Genomic DNA, 19132 nt, shown 5'->3' with positions numbered 1-19132 from the left:
CGGCGCAAAGATAAGAATTTATCTGTCCCGGCGGCTAAAGCCGCTGGCAAATAAGCTTTCTCAACTATCCATCACTGAAAGGTTTTGAAATATCTTACTTTTGACCAAAATTACCAGTATTGAGCCTTGCTTTTTACAATCTTTTCCTCTTCCTGTACAGCGCCGGTATCCGGATAGCTTCGTTATTCAACCCCAAGGCAAAATTGTGGGTAAAAGGGCGAAAAAACAGCTTCTCCCATATTAAATCTGCTCTATCCGGCAATGTTTCCCCCGCGATCTGGATGCATTGCGCCAGCCTCGGTGAATTTGAACAGGGCCGCCCTGTTCTGGAAAGCCTTAGAAACGCTTATCCATCGTATAAAATTGTCCTTACCTTCTTTTCCCCAAGCGGTTATGAGATCCGCAGGAATTATACGGGTGCCGACTGGATATTTTACCTGCCGATGGATGGCCGCCGCAACGCAGCCCGCTTCATAGACGCCATTAACCCATCGCTGGTGGTATGGGTAAAATATGAGTACTGGTATTATTACCTTACCAGGCTGAAACAAAAATCCATTCCGGTGCTGCTGGTTTCAGGGATATTCCGCACCAGTCAGCCGTTTTTCAAATGGTATGGCGGCATCTGGAAAAAAATGCTGCTATCGTTCCATCACCTTTTTGTGCAAACGGAGTATTCGGCCGAATTGTTATCCCCGCTGGTAGCGGAAAAAGATATTACGGTAAGCGGCGATACACGTTTTGACCGGGTGACAGATATCGCCGAAAACTTTACGCCTCTGCCACAGGCCATCATCGATTTTTGCGGCAGCCATACCACGGTGGTGGCTGGAAGCACCTGGGAAGAAGATGAGGCCGAATGGACGCATTATGTAAAAGCGCATCCCGAAATACGTTTCATGATTGCGCCGCACGAAGTAGACAGGGAAAGTATCCGCGATGTGCAGGAAGAATTTCCCGGGGCGGTGCTGTATTCGGATATGCAGCAAGGCAATTGGAAAGACAATGACCATACGCATGTGCTGATCGTGGATACCATCGGCATTTTGTCGCGGCTCTATCATTATGCCCATATAACTTACGTTGGTGGCGGGTTCAGCGATTCGGGCATACACAATGTGCTGGAAGCGGCAGTTTATGGCAAACCGGTGATCTTCGGGCCGGAATATGAAAAGTTTGAAGAAGCAAAAGGCCTGGTGGCTTGCGGAGGCGCGTTCAGCATTGAAAGTGCGGTAGAGCTGGAAAAACTGATGGTGGAATTATTATCCGACAAAGAAAGACTGGATACCAGCAGCAAAGCTGCAAAAGACTTTGTATACGGCAACCGTGGCGCTACCGGAAAGATCCTGAACTACATTAAAAATAACAACATTCTCCAGTAGATTGCCACAAATGGCACGAAGCTGATGAAATATGCGAACAAGAATCGATTGGTGTTTATTCGAGCAATTCCTGGCAGAATTCAGAGCCAGAATCGATTTCAACTGATGGATGACCACGAATGGCACGAAGCTGACGAATATGCGAAGAAGAACCGATTGGTGTTTATTCGAGCAATTCGTGGCTAACTTATTACTTATGCGAATCTTCTTCTTACCAATTGATCGAACTGGCGTACTGTTTCATTTTTATCATCCCAGGCCAGTTTCAGTTTCAACTCCCTTTTTATCCAGTATTCTGCTTCGGGAAAAATAGAAAACCCGTTGATGGTCTTGATGCTGCGTTCGTACATGGTTTCGTCCCCGCGGAATAATTCCTTGATGAATAGAAAACGATCGTTTAAGCCGATCCCTTTCTTAAGATCTTTTATGGGTGTATCCTGTAGTGTTTCGCTGAGCTCGGTTTTTTGTTCTTTCAACCGGTCATTCAGGGAAGTCTTATTTTCTCCGGCTATGCTTTCGTGCAATTCCTTTTGCCTGGGCACATTTTCGCCGGATTGCTGATGGGTGAGTGTGGGAATATCTTCTACCGGGTCGAACAGCAGGTGGGGTTTATTTTGTGCGCTGATCTTGGCCCTTTCTTCCGCATTGCGTTTGATCTCTTCCAGTTCAGCTTCCACTTCCGCTTCATCGATCTGCAATACTTCTACGATTTTTTCTTCTTCCGCCGGCGGTGCTGGTTCCGGAGCAATTGCCGGCACGGGTGCCGCTACAGGTGCCGGCTCAGGTTCCGAAATGGTGATAGCTTCGGGCCTGGGTGGCAACAAAGGCCTTCTTTGAACAGTCGTCGCTACATGAATACTTACCGGCGTTGCGGGCTGTTGCGCCGGCTCTGCCGACTGCAGGTGCAGCAATTCGGATTGCAGCATTTCCACGGTAAGCATCAGCTCGTTTACAGAAGCTTTACTGGCAAGCTGTTCATGCAGTTTATTTGTAAGGGTTTGCACCCGTTCCATACATTTTATTTATCGGAATGAAGAAAAATACAGCGTCGAAAAATTGTTTTGCCCTGTGGGCAGAAACCATAATCTTTGCACATATCGGGCTTAAAGTTACAAACACATTCTTAAAAAAATTATTTAATGTTTATTGAACCAAATTTGAGGGGCGACCGGAGGGGATGGATAGAAGTGATCTGCGGGAGTATGTTCAGCGGCAAAACGGAAGAGTTGATCCGCAGATTGAAGAGGGTGAAGATCGCCAACCTCAAAGTGGAAATATTCAAACCGGCGATCGATACCCGCTATGACGAGGTGAAGATCGTAAGTCACGATACTAATTCCATCATCAGTACACCGGTAGAAAGTTCACAGACGATCCTGCTGCTGGCGCAGGATGTGGATGTAGTGGGCATTGATGAAGCCCAGTTTTTTGATGCGGAAATTGGTAATGTGTGCGAACAACTGGCCATGAAAGGTATGCGGGTGATTGTTGCCGGCCTGGATATGGATTACCTGGGGAATCCTTTCGGGCAGATGCCGGGATTACTCGCCAAAGCGGATTATATCACCAAACTGCATGCTATCTGTATGAAATGTGGCAATATCGCGAATGTATCGTATCGCAAAGTTCCTGCTGAAGGACAGGTGTTGCTGGGGGAAAAGGATATTTATGAGCCGAGGTGCAGGATATGTGCGCAGCTGAAGGATTAATATAATTACACGAATTAAGCTAATTACACGAATTGAAATTCAAGTTTTACATTACTTGCCGTCTATTTAAAAAGATATAAAATTCCCTTCTTCTAAATTTACTCTATATTTTTTCAAAAAACTCGCTCGTTGAGTGTTAAAAGAAGCTTGAACAGGCTTTGTTCTACCACTTTTAAAACAAATAATCGCTCTTGCTTGAAATTGCCTTAAGTTTATATCATTATTTTTTAGAATCTCAATAGTACTTCCCAATTGCTCTACCGCATCATTGCGTTTTTGATTTCTTTGGCCGGACTCACTTATTTCTACAAGACAAAATTGATCATCGCTAAATAAAATACAATCAGACTTTTTATGATCATCACCAAACAAACAATTGTCCGTTTTGATTAAACAAATGCTTTTTCTGTTTCTGTTTTGAACTCGTAATTGATAATTCTCATTATCGCTAACAACTCTAACAGGTTCTTCCGGTTCACTTTTATTATCCGCAATAAAGAAGAAATTTTTATCAATTATTTCATATGAAGTTTTATATAAACAAACAGAAGTGTCTATGCGTTTACATTCTCCCAAGGCAATTTTTAAAGTATCAATCAAATTATTCACTGGTAAGACTCATTAATTTATCAAAATCATCATTTATTTCATCGGTAGATTCATCTATAAAGTTATTGGAAATTAATCCTTCTTTCTCATTAAAGATTGAGCTTGCAAACCCTCCTTTAATTTGATATGCTGTGAAGGATTTAGGGTCTATTGCAGCTTTAACAATTTCATTAACCTTAATAGATAAACTTTTTTTATCCTGTTGTTTCACCTTTGGCTCAACATTACCCATGTTTATAACTTGATAAGCATAAAGGAAATTATTCAAAGCAGATAATACATACGGACTATGTGTAGTATAAGTATGAATGATTCCAAAGTCTTCCCATCCTTCAAACATAGATCCATCATGCCTAATACTTTCCACTAACTCTAATAACCTATATTGTGCAGAAGGGAAGAGGTTTAACTCCGGTTCCTCAATGACAAAAGATTTATGCTCAACGCTTTTCATTTTATCTGCAAAAGATAAAATTGGGATTACGCTTTGTATGCCAGAAGCGGCCGCTTCAAGAGAAATAGATTTATTTTCATTTATATAAATCCTATGATTTCCATTTTCAATTTTATATTTTAAATTACTTTGGATAAACCCTAGATCAATCGTGGTAGTTGTTAATTTTTCAAGCTCAGCTGCGAAAGATAAAATATGCTTAGGAATAGGGACTTCATTTATCACAAGATTTGCTAAATAGTCTTTTATTATATTAGCAATAATCCTCTCCGCAGGAATATAAATTGCGGCGTTCGTGCTGAGCCCACTTTCAATTTTTTCTAAAATTGATATCAGGTCAACAATTTGCTCTTTATCAAGTTTTTTGATTAGCTGAATTGTTGCGAACCCCTCGTCCTCTCGCATAAATTCATTATCCTTAAGATATAGCGTTGCTCTAATATGGAATAGCACGAACAAATTAAATAGTGATGCTATTTTCTCCGATATTGCATTCCTATTATTTTCAAAATCTTCAAACAGAGATTTAATATACTTTATCTTATTCAACAATTTACTGTCATAAATCACTTCATTATTTTTCAATGAAATTTTATGCACCTCAGATTCGAAAAAAATTTCTGTTCCGTCTGTAATGAATGTATCTATATTGAAAAGCTTTAAAATTTCAATTATCGTTTCCTTTGGATATACATGAGGTTCATCCATTCCGATTTCCGAAATTTCTTTAAAAAATTTCCTAGGAGATTTAAAGATGGTAAATATTTTCGCTAAAGCACTTTTTCCGGAAGCTTGTGGCCCAATAAAAACGTTCACATTTTTTAAAATTATGTCAACCTCTTTTAAGGGCCCGAAGTCTTTTATTTTTAGTATTGATTTCATAATTAATAATCCGAAATTTTTTGTTCAAATATATTCATTGCAGAATAATCACAAACAATATTTCAGTATCTGTTTTATTTAATGTTACTTAAGTATAAAATTATGTTTTTAAGTTCACACTAAGCCAGTAAAATTATATCGTAACATTAAAAAGCCACCTGCACTACACAGATGGCTTTTAACTTAAAATGAGAAAAATTTATTGTTTTACAAATTTCGATGTCAGCACGTTTGTGCCGTTCAATACCTTCACGATATAAACGCCTTTCGCGAGCCTTGAAACATCGATCGATTCAATAGAACTTTTTACCGTCAGTTCTTTTACCAGCATACCTTTCGCATCGGTGATCTGCAGCGTGCTCTGTTTGCTTACTTCACCCAGCAGGCTGATGTTGATGCTGTTGATGGCCGGGTTCGGATACACATTCAAGGTCGCTTTACTGATCAGCGATGGCGCTGCTTTAGCGGCAGTGCCGGTAGCTACTTTTAGTGTGTAGCAAACAGTAGAGCTGTTGGCTCCGTTGTATCCATACACCTGTGCATAATAAGTACCTGCTGCCGCTGTGTAGCTGATGCTTTCGGCAGTTGTGCTTCCGTTCTGCGAAATACCTACCTGCGTTCCCGCGCTGTTGAGCAATTTAAGATCGTAATCGCCAGGCAGTGTACCCAATGTAACCGTGATGGTGCCACCGGTGGTGATCGTAAATTTGTAATTATCTACATCCGCACTCGGACTGATAAGCCCGGTAACGTTGGTGTTGAGCGGAATGCTGGCAGCACCAGAAGTTGTTCCGTTGGTAGAAACATCATAAGCGCTCTGGCAACCAGTGGCTACTGCTGTAGCAGTTGCTTTGATGGTGTAGCAGGTGGCACTGTTTGCGCCGCTGTAGCCGATCACTTTGATGTAATAAGTGCCGGCCGCCTGTGCATTCAGGGTTACTGTTTCGGTAGCAGTGCTGCCTGTACCCGACCCGATTTGTGTGCCTGCACTGTTGTAGATATAAAGATCAAAATCTACACCAGACGGACCAACAAGATTGTATACGATGTTGCTGCTCGCTGTCGTGGTGATCTTGAAATAATCTATATCCGTAGCACTACTGATCGCTGCTGAATTGGTAGTGCCCGATGTGATGGCTGCAGCTGTCGCCTGTGTTTCATTCGGTTCAAATGCAGATGCACAGCCGGTTGGAACGGTAGCTGTTGTAAATTGTGCGGAAGCATAAGAACTTGTTCCGCTGCTGCAATTGGTCAATACTCTCCAGTCATATAATGAAGCAGAAGTTAGTCCGCTTAATGCTACAGAAGTAGAAGTGGTAGCAGTGGCCGCTGAAGTCCAGGCAGAACTGCTGTTCAGTTTATAATCCACTGCATAACTTACTGCACCGCTAACTGCAGCCCAGCTTACTGTTGCGCCGGAAGTTGTGATGGCAGATGATGACAACCCTGACGGAACATTACAAACGAACACACCCGCTGTGGTAAATTGTGCCGCTGTGTACCCGCTTGCCCCGCTGGTGCAATTTGCCCTTACCCTCCAGTCGTATGTTGTGCTGGAAGCGAGGCCGGATACTGCAACGGAATTGGTTGTAACCCCTGTTGCGGCGCTTGTCCAGGTAGAAGCGGAGGTTAATTTATAATCCACATCATAGCTGATTGCTCCGCTCGAAGCAGTCCAGCCCAGTGTTGCGCCGGATGTAGTAATAGACGTTGCCCCTATTCCTGTCGGTGTTCCGCAGGAAGAACCTGCTGTGATCGTAAAGTTGGCGTTTGAAATATCGAAGAAGATATTACCCACCGCTTCCACTTTTATTCGTGCAGTGGTGGTGGGTGTATTTGGTATCACCAACGCTTCGGTACCATCATTTGGCGTGCTTGCTACCAGCACTGTCGGGAATGTTTGTCCGCCGTCGGTACTCAAAGAAATTTTCACGTTGGCGCAGCTCACCGGTGAAGCGGTAGTGCTCGCAACGCTCCAGGTAATATTTTGCGTAGAACCACCGGCGTAGCTTACAGCCGTGTTTGGTGCTGTTACCGCAAAAGGCCCTGTTGCCGCGTTAACTGTTACCACTACATCGGTAAAAGCCGTCTGGCCCACTTTCACGGGAGCCGTTGCGCTGAAAGCAGCGTTATCCCTCACCGTCAGGCGAAAGTTCAACGTTCTTGCAACCGAGCTCAACGCTTCAGTGTTGGCACCGGCGTCACCACCTGCGAGCGGGCCTGTAACCAGTCCGCCGGCGAGAATAGTTGAAAGCTGGGGGAAATATCTTGTGGGAGATGCAGTAGGCCTGAAGGATATCCAGTTTGGCCCCGTAGCCTTGGTAGCGCTTGCCACGCTGCTGGCACCGGTTTGCGAAGAAGAGGCATTATCATTCTGTTCCCAGCTGTAAGTGAGTGCATCGCCGTTGGCATCTGTTGCGGTAGCGGTCAAGGCAAATGGTGTGCTTTTCGGAATGGTGTAATTGCTTACTGCACCTATCACCGGCGCTACATTGTTGGCAGTGATGCTGGTGCTTACAGGGCAGGTCTTGGTGGCAAGGTTAGCCTGTATCTGTGCAATGGAAGCCTGGTGATATGCATCGATGGAATGAGGCGCCAGATCCTGGCTGGTGATGCCCGCGTATCCCATGATGGTGATCCCCGAACCCGGTTCTTTGTTTACACCAGACCCCTCATTGCTCATGGAGAAAGTATGGTTGGCCCCCAGCTGGTGGCCCACTTCATGCACTACATAATCAATATCGAAATTATCGCCCTGCGGGATGCCGTCTGCCGGAGAAGTGAAGCCACTTCCTTTGGAAGCATTTACACAAACGCAACCGATACAACCGGCATTACCGCCGCCGCCTGATGCGCCGAAAAGGTGGCCGATATCATAATTGGCGGCGCCGATCACGGAAGTCAACGTATTCTGCAGCTGTGCATTCCATGTTCCGCCCGAGCCTGCAGCTGCTGCATCGTATGGATCGGTAGAAGCATTGTAATAAATAACATTGGTGGAAGCCGCTACCAGGTTAAGGTGCAAAGCGATATCCCTTTCGTATACGCCATTGCAACGGGTAAGCGTGGCATTGATGCCCGCCAATACAAGCCCTACCTGCGATGCGCTGGTGGCGCCGAAATAATTGGAATATTCCGCGGTTACCGATTGCGCCAGGCGCATGGTTTTCAGCGTGCCCGTAGAAGTGCCGGTGGCGCTGCTTTCATTTGAACCAACGATCTGCTTCAGGTTAGCAGCCATGTTCTTATCATCGGTTGTACAGGTCCATGGCAATTGCCCGGTATTTCTCACCGATTTGAACACTGCGTATACATGATGATCCTGCGAATAAGGTTCGATGAATTCATTCTCCTTATCCGTGCGGAAAACCATGGTCTGGATGCCCTGCGGGGAAATGCTGAGCTTCAGCGTTGCGTATTTATCCGTGATCCCTTTCCCCGAAAAAGCCCTGATATCCGGGAAGCGGGCCTGTAATTCTGCATCGAAATTGGAAGCTTCAAATACTTCGAATTGCTCCATTCCACCATCCGCGTTAGGAAGTGAAATGATGGTGGAAGAGCGGATGCCACGGGCACTGCTCAATGCGGATGATAATTGTTGCTTTAGGGGGCCGATATTAAGATTGAATAATCTGAATTCTTTTGGAAACGATTGCCGGGCAACCGCTTTGTCTGTTGTTAGTTTGCCAACGCCATCATAGGAAGACCAGGCATTTTCCTGTGCAGAGGTACTCAATGAAGCGAATACCCCGGTGGTAAGCAGTAAAGCCGTTAGAATTTTTTTCATCATGTTTTAATTTTGGTTTGAAATATGGCAAGAAATCTTAAAGTGAATATAACAGGGAAAGCGATTCCGATTGCAAGAAAAACTACTCAATTTGAGCTTTATTTATCAACAGTACTTTTTCTACGGAAAAATTACAGGGGATACTACTTTTTTATTGGGGGAAAAACATTATAATGGATAATTATATAATGGATAATGGATAATGCGTCAGGTTTAAGTTTTTACGATTTATATGAACTTCGTTATTATACATTATACAATTCTCGCCATTGATGGCCTTCGCCATTGTTGGTGTTATCACCAACAATAGCCCGAAAGTCGTTGGTGATAACACCAACGACGGCAAAAAAACATTATAGTGGATAATGATCAGGCTCAGCGTTTTTATCATCTGAATGAACTTCATACATTATCCATTATCAAATTATCAATTATCAATTGTCAACTATCTTTGCACACATGATGAAACATATTGCTGCTTTGCTCAAAAAAGACATCCTGCTGGAGTTGCGCCAGCAACATACTTTTTATGGCATCCTGCTGTATGTGGCTTCTACCGTGTTCGTACTTTTTCTGGCCAGTCCGGACAAACCTGCCGCCGATACCTGGAACAGCCTTTTCTGGGTGATACAATTATTCGTTTGTGTAAATACCGTGGCCAAAAGCTTCCTGCAGGAAAGCCGTGGCCGCATGCTTTATTTTTATACACTTTCTTCTCCTGTTTCTTTTATCATTGCAAAGCTGCTCTATAATATTGTACTCATGCTGCTCATGAGTGTGGTTACACTTTTGTTGTTTTATGCCTTCCTGGAAAACCCGGTATCCGACAGCCTCCGTTTCCTGGGCATTGTATTGCTGGGCGGAACAAGCATCAGCCTGGTATTTACCCTCATGAGCGCTATTGCGGCCAAGGCCCAGCAGAATGCGGCGCTTATCGCCATCCTCGGTTTCCCGATCATATTGCCACAATTACTGATGATGATGAAACTCAGCAAAGCTGCCTTCGGCGAAGTTTTCCGCGATGGTGCGGTATTGCAGCTGGTGGGGCTTATCGGCCTCCTCGATCTGATGGTGATAGCAATGGCGGTGATATTGTTTCCTTATTTGTGGAAAGACTAAGTCAATTACGAATTGGCAATTACGAATTACGAATGGATTAATTCGGCTGGTAAATCTTGACTATACAGGCTTTTAGTATCTTGCGCCGCCAAAAGTGAATTCGTAATTCGTAATTCGTAATTCGTAATTCGTAATTCGTAATTCGTAATTCGTAATTCGTAATTTTATTTTATTATGAGAAAACTCTTCCTCCAATTCAGCATTTTCCTCGTCATCGTTTTAGCGGCTCTTGCCTGGTTTGTATGGAGTGGCTTCTGGTGGCTGCTGCTGGTAGCGGGATTGTTCATCCTGCTGGGCATTTATGATATGGTGCAGACCAAACATTCGCTTATCCGCAACTTCCCCATCTTCGGCAGGGCCCGCTGGATCATGGAAGCACTGCGCCCTAAAATATACCAGTATTTTGTAGAAAGTGATACCGATGGAAAACCCATCAACCGTATTGATCGCAGCACTATTTACCAGCGGGCGAAATTGCAGACCGATACCATGCCTTTCGGTACGCAGTTGAATGTATATGCGGAAGGATACGAGTGGATGACACATAGCATTTCACCGGTAGATTTTCATAAACTGAATCATGATCCAAGAGTGGTGTTCGGCAACAGGGATTGCAAACAGCCCTACAACGGCAGCATCCTCAACGTGAGCGCCATGAGCTACGGCTCACTCAGCCGCAATGCCATTGAGGCGCTGAATGGCGGTGCAAAACTGGGCAACTTTGCACACAACACCGGCGAAGGCGGGCTCAGCCCTTACCATCTCAAACATGGCGGCGACCTTATCTGGCAGATCGGGACCGGATATTTTTCTGCCCGTAACCTCGATGGCAGTTTCAGCGAACAGGCTTTCGCGGAAAAATCAGCATTGCCACAGGTGAAAATGATCGAGATCAAATTATCGCAGGGCGCCAAACCCGGCCACGGTGGTATTTTGCCAGCGGCAAAAAATACGGAAGAGATCGCGGCTATCCGCCTGGTGGAAAAAGGCACCACTGTTTATTCCCCTCCATTTCATTCGGCATTTTCCACACCAAAGGAAATGATCCTGTTCATCGCTAAACTACGGGAACTGAGCGGCGGCAAACCCATCGGGTTCAAACTTTGTATCGGGCACAAAAGCGAATTCATCGCCATTTGCAAAGCGATGATCGAACTGGATACTTACCCCGATTTCATCACCGTAGATGGCGGCGAAGGCGGCACCGGTGCTGCACCGCAGGAATTCAGCAATTATGTGGGCGCGCCCTTGCTCGACGGATTGGCATTTGTACACAATGTATTGGTAGGGTTCGATATCAAGCAACATATCAAACTCATCGCCTCCGGCAAAATGATCAGCGGCTTCCATTTGGTACGTGCCATTGCGCTGGGCGCAGATGCCTGCAGTTCGGCCCGTGCCATGATGATGGCGCTGGGATGTATACAGGCGCTCGTGTGCAATACCAACGAATGCCCCACCGGTGTGGCTACACAGGATCCGCAACTGACAGCAGGGCTGGTGGTAAATGATAAAAAACAACGGGTATGCAACTACCACAATGAAACGGTGAAATCACTGGTAGAGCTGATGGGTGCGGCAGGCATGAAAAGTACCGAAGAACTCAACCGCCACCATATCTACCGCCGCGTTTTCATGAACCAGGTAACGACTTTTGAAGATATTTTCCCGCCGGTGGCCACCGGTTGTATGCTCCGCGGAGAGGTTCCGGAAAAGTACAGGATGGATTTTGAACGGGCGCATATTGACAGCTGGAAGTGATTTCAATTAATAATGAATAATTAATAATGAATAATTTTCTTTTAAGGGGAGGTTCTATTATTTCTTTTATGATTTTGTATCGCAATTTTTAGATATTATTTAGAGGAATCTTTAGTTTTTTCAACAAACCTCAATTTGACAGAATTATTAATTATTAATTATCAATTATTAATTGTGTAAGCCTACCTTTGCGCCACTAATCAAAACCTTGATTTTAGTGCGTAAAAGCTGGTGGAAAATATTATCCTTTCTTTTGCTGGTCTACACCATTGTAGGCGGCTTTTTGATGGCAGTACCAACCCTGCCGATACTTAACGAAACCATCCGCAATCTTTACTTTCATGTGTGCATGTGGTTTGCCATGATGATCATCTTTGGCGTAAGTTTCGTGTACAGTATCAAGTACCTGCGTGGCTTCAACATCCGCAACGACATTTTTGCCCACCAGTTTGCTGCCGTAGGGTCTTTCCTGGGCATACTCGGGTATGCTACCGGCACCATCTGGGCCAATTATACCTGGATCAGCGATCAGGGACAAAGCCTTACCACCATTCTCAAAGAACCCAAACTCATCGGCACCGGCATCGCCCTGCTGATCTATGGCGCCTACTTTGTACTGCGTGGCTCCATGACCGATATCGATAAAAAAGCACGTATCAGTGCCGTCTACAATATTTTTGCCTTTGCCATGCTGTTTCCCTGCATCTGGATCATCCCAAGGCTGGTTGGCAGCCTGCACCCGGGTGGAGAAGGCGGAGCCAATGGCAACCCCGCCTTGAATTTCAAGGATGTAGACAGCCGCCTGCGCATGGTCTTCTATCCGGCAGTGATCGGCTGGACCTTGCTGGGCGTGTGGATCGCCACATTAAAGATCAGAATACAATTATTAAAAGATAAATCCCTGCTGCATGAATAAGCTGATGGCACGTTGTTGCTTCTTACTGTTTATAATGGTATGCTCCCTCTCATCTTTCGCCCAGGGCGATAAAGTGGAAATGGCCGACACCATGCGCAGCAACGGAAAGATATATGTAGTGGTGGCAGTTTGCCTTACCATATTAATAGGATTGTTCCTCTATGTAGCATCTATCGACAGGAAACTGAAAAAACTGGAAAAGAACGGTTAACCAAGTAAATACTTAGCATTTGCCATGCTATTTTAATAAAAAATCGATTGCAATTAATTAAAACAATTTTATGAGCGAACATCAAGCGTACAGCTTTTTCGAAAGCGTTGAAAGAAGTTTTGACAAAGCCGCCAAATTCACCCAATGGGATCTTGGCATCCTTGAACAGATCAAAGCCTGTAACAGTGTGTACAGGATGCGTTTCCCGATCAAAAGGGACGACGGAACGATAGAAGTAATGGAAGCTTACCGTGTACAGCACAGTCAGCATAAGTCGCCTTGTAAAGGTGGTATCCGTTTCAGCGACGAAGTAAACCAGGATGAAGTGATGGCACTGGCTGCCCTCATGACCTATAAATGTGCCATCGTGAACGTGCCGTTCGGCGGCGGTAAGGGCGGTATCAAGATCAATCCACGCAATTACAGCGTGTACGAGCTGGAAAAGATCACCCGCCGTTATACATCCGAACTGGTAAAGAAAAATTTCATCGGCCCCGGCATCGATGTTCCTGCTCCTGATTACGGCACCGGCGAACGCGAAATGGCGTGGATCGTGGATACCTATGCTTCCCTAAAGCCAGGCGAGATCGATGCTGCCGGTTGTGTTACGGGTAAACCTGTTACCCAGGGTGGTGTACGCGGACGTAAAGAAGCTACCGGCCTCGGTGTTTTCTTCGGTATCCGCGAAGTTTGTAACATGCCTGATGTAATGGAAAAACAAGGACTTCCTCTGGGTATCGCCGGCAAACGTGTGGTGGTTCAGGGATTGGGCAACGTGGGTTACCACTCCGCTAAATTTTTCCGCGAAAGCGGTGCGATCGTGGTAGGCCTGGCAGAATTTGAAGGCGCTATCTACAACCCTGAAGGGTTGAACGAAGAAGAAGTATTCCAGCACAGGAAAAAAACAGGATCTATTTTGAATTTCCCTGGCGCAGGTAACCTTGCTAAAAATACCGATGCATTGGAACTGGAATGTGATATCCTCATCCCGGCTGCTTTGGAAAACGTGATCAATGGCGAAAATGCCCCAAGGATAAAAGCCAAGATCGTAGGTGAAGCGGCCAATGGCCCATGCACACCGGAAGCAGATGATATATTTGCACAAAAAGGCATCCTTTGCGTTCCTGATATGTACCTGAATGCCGGTGGTGTTACCGTTAGTTATTTCGAATGGTTGAAAAACCTCAGCCACGTACGTTATGGCCGCATGGAAAAACGTTTTACCGAAAACCTGAATACGCATATCCTCAGCCAGATAGAAGAGCTGACCGGCAAGCAGGTAAGTGATGGCGAACGCAAATTCATCATGCATGGCCCTGAAGAGCAGGACCTGGTACACAGCGGCTTGGAAGAAACCATGATCACCGCTACCAGGGAGATCATGGAAATATGGAAATCAAATCCTGCAATTCCCGATATGAGGACTGCAGCTTATGTAAATGCCATCAATAAAGTAGCTACCAGCTACAGCGAATTAGGTATTTTCCCATAATATTTACAATTAAATGAGAAAAGCTGCCATTCCTGGCAGCTTTTTTGTTTAGTATAATGCAACATTTTGAGACTTGAGGGAGTCTTATTAAAAAACAACTTTACATACTTTATTACAAAACGCAAGAAACTGAGCTAACCTAAGGAACACACCTATTTCTATTTAGCTTTGTTTTGTTGTATAGAATACCGCTTCACCGCGGTATTTTTTTTGGAGGAAAACGAAAGATGCCACGAATGCACGAATGAGATACCAATCAATAATCCCTGTATTTCATTCGTGCATTCGGGGCAAAAAAATTCACTTATGGCACAGGCAGCTCCTTTACTTCATAAAATACGCCATCCTTTTTTACAAAAGCATGGCTAAAACTACCGTTGGTAACTACCAGGCAGGCCGCATCGAGCTTGATATTGTACCGCAGCACCTGGCTGAGCGTTTCTGCTGAAAGGGCCACATTCATTTCTTTACATTCGATGACGATGAAGGGCATGGTCTGCTGATTGTACACTACAATATCAAACCGTTTTTCCAACTCCCCTACTCTGATCTTTTTCTCCACCGCAATCAACGAGCGGCTGTACCCCAGCACTTCTATCAAATACAGGAGAAAATTCTGCCGCACCCATTCTTCCGGGGTGATCTGCAGCCATTTTTTGCGGATAATGCAAAAGATGAGTTCCTTGCCGGAATCGGTTTTGATGGAAGGTCTGGTATCGGGATAAACAACTTTTAGCATCAGGCGCAATTTAATGGATAATGAGGTAATGCATAATGCCTTCGGTCTGTAAGTCATTCAAAAAATTGAACAACCTGCAAATCGAAGGCATTATCCATTATCCACTATTAAATTATCAATTAGTAGCTCCGTCCGCATTCACATTCCCCCATCCATAACTTCCATTCCGTGTAGGATAGTTTGCCGAATTCTGTATCAGTTTATTCAATACCTGGTCCCTTGTGTAAGTGGGGAACCTGCTCCATACCAATGCCGCGATACCCGCCATAGTAGCTGTACTCACCGAAGAGCCACCTACAGTTGACGGCGCATCGCCGGTCATCGCCAATGTAAGCGGATGGCGTTCGTTGGAAGCTTTTTCCATCACGATGGTAAAGTCGGTTTCGCTGCCGTCGTGGCAATCGGTGCAGGATGTTTTGAAATTGTTATCACGCACGCCGGTTACCGCATTCACATTGGAAAGATAGGCCGGGAAGATCACGCCATACCAGCCGGCTGTCCAGCTGAAAGAAGTTCCTGCGGCGCAGAACATCAGTTTTCCTTTGCCATATGCATAATTGATAGCGTCGGATATCTGCGAACTGCTGGTGATCTTACCCATGCTCATGCTGATGATCTTTACATCTGCCCTGTTGGCGGCATTGGTATAAGCATCTGCCACCCCTTTTACTTCGCGGCTGCCATCGATCAATACGTCTTCGGCAGCACGGCAGGTTACGAGGTTGCAATTGTAAGCCACACCAACTGAAGCGCCATCGGTACCACGTGGAGCGGCGGCAGCGCCGGCCATGGAAGTGCCATGTCCGCAGCCATCATCCGGGGTTTCCACCGGGCCCGTAGGAATTCCTAAAAAGGTAGAACGTGGAAGGGTAACGATCTTTTCTACCGAACGGCCGGAAGAAGATCCCTGGTTGAACGCTGAACCAAGATTTTCCTGGTCGAATTCGCAGCCGGTATCGATGATGAATATTTTTGTGCCGGCACCGGTAGATTTAGCCCAGGCCTGCGTGATCTTATGGTAAGAATGGTTCCAGGATTGCTTTGCATTGGGCGTAACTGTAGTATAATCAACATTGGCTACCAGTCCGCCTTCGGCAACATTGCTGCCACAGCCGCTGCTGCTCCTCGCCTGTACATCGATGCCCGTGTTGGGCTCGTACCCCATTGGTTCGGCATAACGCACCAGGTTATTGGCACGAAGCATTTTGACTGTTTCGATATTTTTCACCAGCACATCCGTAACAGGCAAAACCGTTTCATCCCACTGGATGATATCGGCCAGCTGAAGATCCTTATCCAGCTTGCGTTCCGATTCCAGAATTTGCGCCAGCACTTTATCTTTCGCGGCTTTCCAGTCAGCAGCATTGATATCTATATTGTGCAGGTTGCCCTCTACATTGCTGGCCCCTGCAGCTTTATAACCAACCGACATTACGTTGTCGCTCTGCTGCAAAGCGCTCCATATAAGCACATCGGAGGCCGTTTTCCATTCAAATTTCTGCACCCGCGCCAATTCGGATCTTATAAAAGTATTGATCTCTTCACGTGAAGCCAGTTTATCTTCCTGGGCAGGTTCAGACAAATCGTTCGCTGTTTTTTTACAGGCCGCGAAAACCATGACGGATAAAACTAAATAAGGGAGTATTCTTTTCATATTGACAAGTTTTGGTATGATGAATATATATAATTTAGTTTAGAGATCAGGGATCAGGGGGAGAAAGTTTATAGATCAGAGGTTAGGGTTCAGCACTCCCCGTCTGCCGCAATGCCCTGACAGCGGGTATTTGACTGCTGTTGCCGACATGAAATCATCATTAATTATCAATTATTAATTACCAATTATCAATTCTTTTGTAATTTTAAATGAAAACAAAAGATGAAAACAAAAGAAGAGATAGTAGAAAACTGGCTGCCGAGATATACCGGCAAGAAGCTGAGCGAGTTTGGAAAGTACATTTTACTGACCAATTTTTCCAATTATGTGACCATGTTTGCCGAGTGGAACAATGTAGAGATCATCGGTAAAGACAGGCCGATGCAGTGCTCCACTGCCGGCGATATCACCATCATCAACTTTGGAATGGGCAGCCCTGGGGCGGCGACCGTTATGGATCTGCTGACAGCAATTAAACCAATGGCTGTTTTATTTCTGGGCAAATGCGGAGGGTTGAAAAAACGCAATAGTATTGGTGACCTTATCCTGCCTATTGCCGCCATCAGGGGCGAAGGTACCAGCAATGACTACCTGCCGGCAGAAGTTCCGGCGTTACCGGCTTTCGCATTACAAAAAGCGATCTCCACCACCATCCGCGATTACGAATGCGATTACTGGACCGGTGTATGTTATACTACCAACAGGCGGGTGTGGGAACACGATGAAGTGTTCAAGGAATACCTCAAAAAAGTACGTGCTTACGCGATCGATATGGAAACGGCCACCATCTTCACCGTTGGTTTTTACAACAAGATCCCTACCGGCGCCTTATTGCTCGTAAGCGATTCACCCATGGTTCCCGAAGGTGTAAAAACCGAAGCCAGTGATAAAAGCGTTACCGCACAGTTTGTGGAAAGGCACCTTAAAATAGGTATCGATTCACTCAAACAACTGATCAACGACGGGCATACCGTAAGACATTTGAAATTCTAATACGCCCAAACCCCGGAGGTTTCGAAAACCTCCGGGGTTTTATCGCCGTTTCGTGAAAAGTTCAAAGGTTTCACTATTCACTATTGACCATTCACTTATGCTTCCGCTTTTACAGATCAACAACCTGCAGATCGAATTTCCGGGTAAAGACGGAACAGCCAAAGCTGTGCACAGCAGCAATTTCAGCATGAACCCTGGCAAACTGACGGCCATTGTAGGGGAAAGCGGTTCGGGCAAATCGGTGACGGCATTATCGCTGTTGCAGTTATTGCCAAAACAGACCATGCTCAAAGGCGAGATACTTTTCAGCGAGGATGGAAAACAATCGCAGGACCTTACAAAACTTTCCGAAAAACAGATCCGCGATATCCGCGGCAATAAGATCGCCATGATCTTCCAGGAGCCCATGACTTCCCTGAACCCGGTGTATACCTGTGGAAACCAGGTAATGGAATCATTGATAAAACACAAGAAGATCAGTAAGGCTTCCGCCAAAAACCAGGTGCTGGCTTTATTTGTGCAGGTGGCATTACCCCAACCCGCGGAAATATTCAACCGGTATCCGCATCAGCTGAGCGGCGGACAAAAGCAACGTGTGATGATCGCGATGGCGATGAGCTGCGACCCAGCGATACTGGTAGCCGACGAACCAACCACAGCGCTCGACGTAAGGGTGCAAAAAAATATACTTCAACTCATCAAAGGCCTGCAGGAGCAAAACAACATGGCCGTGCTGCTCATCACCCACGACCTGGCACTGGTGGCCGACATGGCCGATGAAGTGATCGTGATGTACAGGGGGCAGATTGTGGAACAAGGCGACGCCAAAGAAATATTACAATCTCCCAAACATCCGTATACCAAAGCTTTGCTGGCCTGCAGACCCGGCGCAGGGAGTAAGGGAAAAAGATTGCCGGTCATCAGCGATTTTATCGAAAGGGATAATATTGATAAGAATCTGGGTGGTGATAACACCGGCAATGGTGAAAAAATGAATATTGCTGATAGTAACGCCTATGCTGCTACACAGGATGTTGTTGGTGATAACACCAACAACGGCGGCGATAAAAGTATGGTTAAGGATAACACCGGCAATGGCGAAAAAATGAATATTGCTGATAGTAACGCCTATGCTGCTACACAGGATGTTGTTGGTGATAACACCAACAACGGCGGCGATAAAAGTATGGTTAAGGATAACACCGGCAATGGCGAAAAAATGAATATTGCTGATGGTACCGCCTATGCTGCTACACAGGATGTTGTTGGTGATAACACCAACAACGGCGGCGATAAAAGTATGGTTAAGGATAATACCAACAACGGCGGCCTGGTAGTAACTTCGGAGGAAAATATATTTCGGGAAACAGAGAAAAAGACCATTCTTTCCGTAGAAAACCTGACTGTCTGTTTTCCGGGCAAGC

The 19132-nt window shown here is 45.4% G+C and carries 15 protein-coding genes; 9 read left to right on the top strand and 6 right to left on the bottom strand.

Translation table 11 applies throughout. From position 1 onward, the window contains the following. Positions 1-119: 119 nt before the first annotated feature. Entirely contained in the window at positions 120-1382 is a 1263-nt protein-coding gene (locus tag EGI32_RS19370) for a 3-deoxy-D-manno-octulosonic acid transferase (protein WP_255157315.1), read from the top strand. Positions 1383-1576: 194 nt separating this feature from the next. Here EGI32_RS19370 and EGI32_RS19365 read toward each other — a convergent pair whose 3' ends face one another. Continuing rightward, a complete protein-coding gene (locus EGI32_RS19365) occupies positions 1577-2395 on the bottom strand; it encodes a hypothetical protein (protein ID WP_255157314.1) in 819 nt (272 codons plus the stop codon). Between the two features lie 126 nt (positions 2396-2521). Here EGI32_RS19365 and EGI32_RS19360 point away from each other — a divergent pair, with 126 nt between their 5' ends. Continuing rightward, complete coding sequence (locus EGI32_RS19360; RefSeq protein ID WP_255157313.1) at positions 2522-3091, top strand: thymidine kinase; 570 nt, start codon at positions 2522-2524, stop codon at positions 3089-3091. Between the two features lie 66 nt (positions 3092-3157). Here EGI32_RS19360 and EGI32_RS19355 read toward each other — a convergent pair whose 3' ends face one another. The 3 genes from EGI32_RS19355 to EGI32_RS19345 all read right to left on the bottom strand — a co-directional run bounded on the left by EGI32_RS19355 (position 3158) and on the right by EGI32_RS19345 (position 8823). Further along, positions 3158-3700, bottom strand: coding sequence for a hypothetical protein (locus tag EGI32_RS19355; protein WP_255157312.1), 543 nt, complete (start codon positions 3698-3700; stop codon positions 3158-3160). After that, positions 3693-5036, bottom strand: coding sequence for an AAA family ATPase (locus tag EGI32_RS19350; RefSeq protein WP_255157311.1), 1344 nt, complete (start codon positions 5034-5036; stop codon positions 3693-3695). The genes EGI32_RS19355 and EGI32_RS19350 overlap by 8 nt, the downstream gene beginning before the upstream one ends. Positions 5037-5235: 199 nt before the next feature. Continuing rightward, entirely contained in the window at positions 5236-8823 is a 3588-nt protein-coding gene (locus EGI32_RS19345; RefSeq protein ID WP_255157310.1) for a reprolysin-like metallopeptidase, read from the bottom strand. A gap of 459 nt (positions 8824-9282) precedes the next feature. Here EGI32_RS19345 and EGI32_RS19340 point away from each other — a divergent pair, with 459 nt between their 5' ends. From EGI32_RS19340 to EGI32_RS19320, 5 genes are all read left to right on the top strand, one after another. Continuing rightward, the gene (locus EGI32_RS19340) at positions 9283-9942 is read left to right on the top strand and encodes a heme exporter protein CcmB (RefSeq protein WP_255157309.1); all 660 of its coding nucleotides are present in this window, start codon (positions 9283-9285) and stop codon (positions 9940-9942) included. Positions 9943-10116: 174 nt separating this feature from the next. Then, on the top strand, positions 10117-11703 hold the full coding sequence (locus tag EGI32_RS19335) for an FMN-binding glutamate synthase family protein (protein WP_255157308.1): 1587 nt from the start codon (positions 10117-10119) through the stop codon (positions 11701-11703). 217 nt (positions 11704-11920) lie between these two features. Next, positions 11921-12619 carry a cytochrome c biogenesis protein gene (locus tag EGI32_RS19330; protein ID WP_255157458.1) on the top strand — a complete coding sequence of 233 codons (699 nt, stop codon included), beginning with the start codon at positions 11921-11923 and terminating at the stop codon, positions 12617-12619. Continuing rightward, a complete protein-coding gene (locus EGI32_RS19325) occupies positions 12612-12830 on the top strand; it encodes a CcmD family protein (RefSeq protein ID WP_255157307.1) in 219 nt (72 codons plus the stop codon). The genes EGI32_RS19330 and EGI32_RS19325 overlap by 8 nt, the downstream gene beginning before the upstream one ends. Positions 12831-12900: 70 nt before the next feature. Continuing rightward, entirely contained in the window at positions 12901-14322 is a 1422-nt protein-coding gene (locus EGI32_RS19320; protein ID WP_255157306.1) for a Glu/Leu/Phe/Val dehydrogenase, read from the top strand. 304 nt (positions 14323-14626) lie between these two features. Here EGI32_RS19320 and EGI32_RS19315 read toward each other — a convergent pair whose 3' ends face one another. Next, positions 14627-15061 (bottom strand): type I restriction enzyme HsdR N-terminal domain-containing protein, encoded by a 435-nt coding sequence (locus tag EGI32_RS19315; protein ID WP_255157305.1) that lies wholly within the window; start codon positions 15059-15061, stop codon positions 14627-14629. A 115-nt stretch (positions 15062-15176) separates the two neighbouring features. Beyond that, complete coding sequence (locus EGI32_RS19310) at positions 15177-16715, bottom strand: S8/S53 family peptidase (RefSeq protein ID WP_255157304.1); 1539 nt, start codon at positions 16713-16715, stop codon at positions 15177-15179. Positions 16716-16937: 222 nt separating this feature from the next. Between EGI32_RS19310 and EGI32_RS19305 the strand changes: the two genes are divergently transcribed. Beyond that, positions 16938-17708: an AMP nucleosidase gene (locus EGI32_RS19305; protein ID WP_255157303.1), complete on the top strand. Its 771-nt coding sequence runs from the start codon at positions 16938-16940 to the stop codon at positions 17706-17708. Between the two features lie 97 nt (positions 17709-17805). Then, positions 17806-19132, top strand: a 1327-nt coding sequence (locus tag EGI32_RS19300; RefSeq protein WP_255157302.1) for an ABC transporter ATP-binding protein, incomplete at its 3' end; no start/stop codon positions are given.

Source organism: Ferruginibacter sp. HRS2-29, assembly GCF_024343615.1.
Taxonomy (GTDB): domain Bacteria; phylum Bacteroidota; class Bacteroidia; order Chitinophagales; family Chitinophagaceae; genus Ferruginibacter.
The sequence above is the reverse complement of the archived record's forward strand: the minus strand, read 5'-3'. Positions and strand labels throughout refer to the sequence as shown.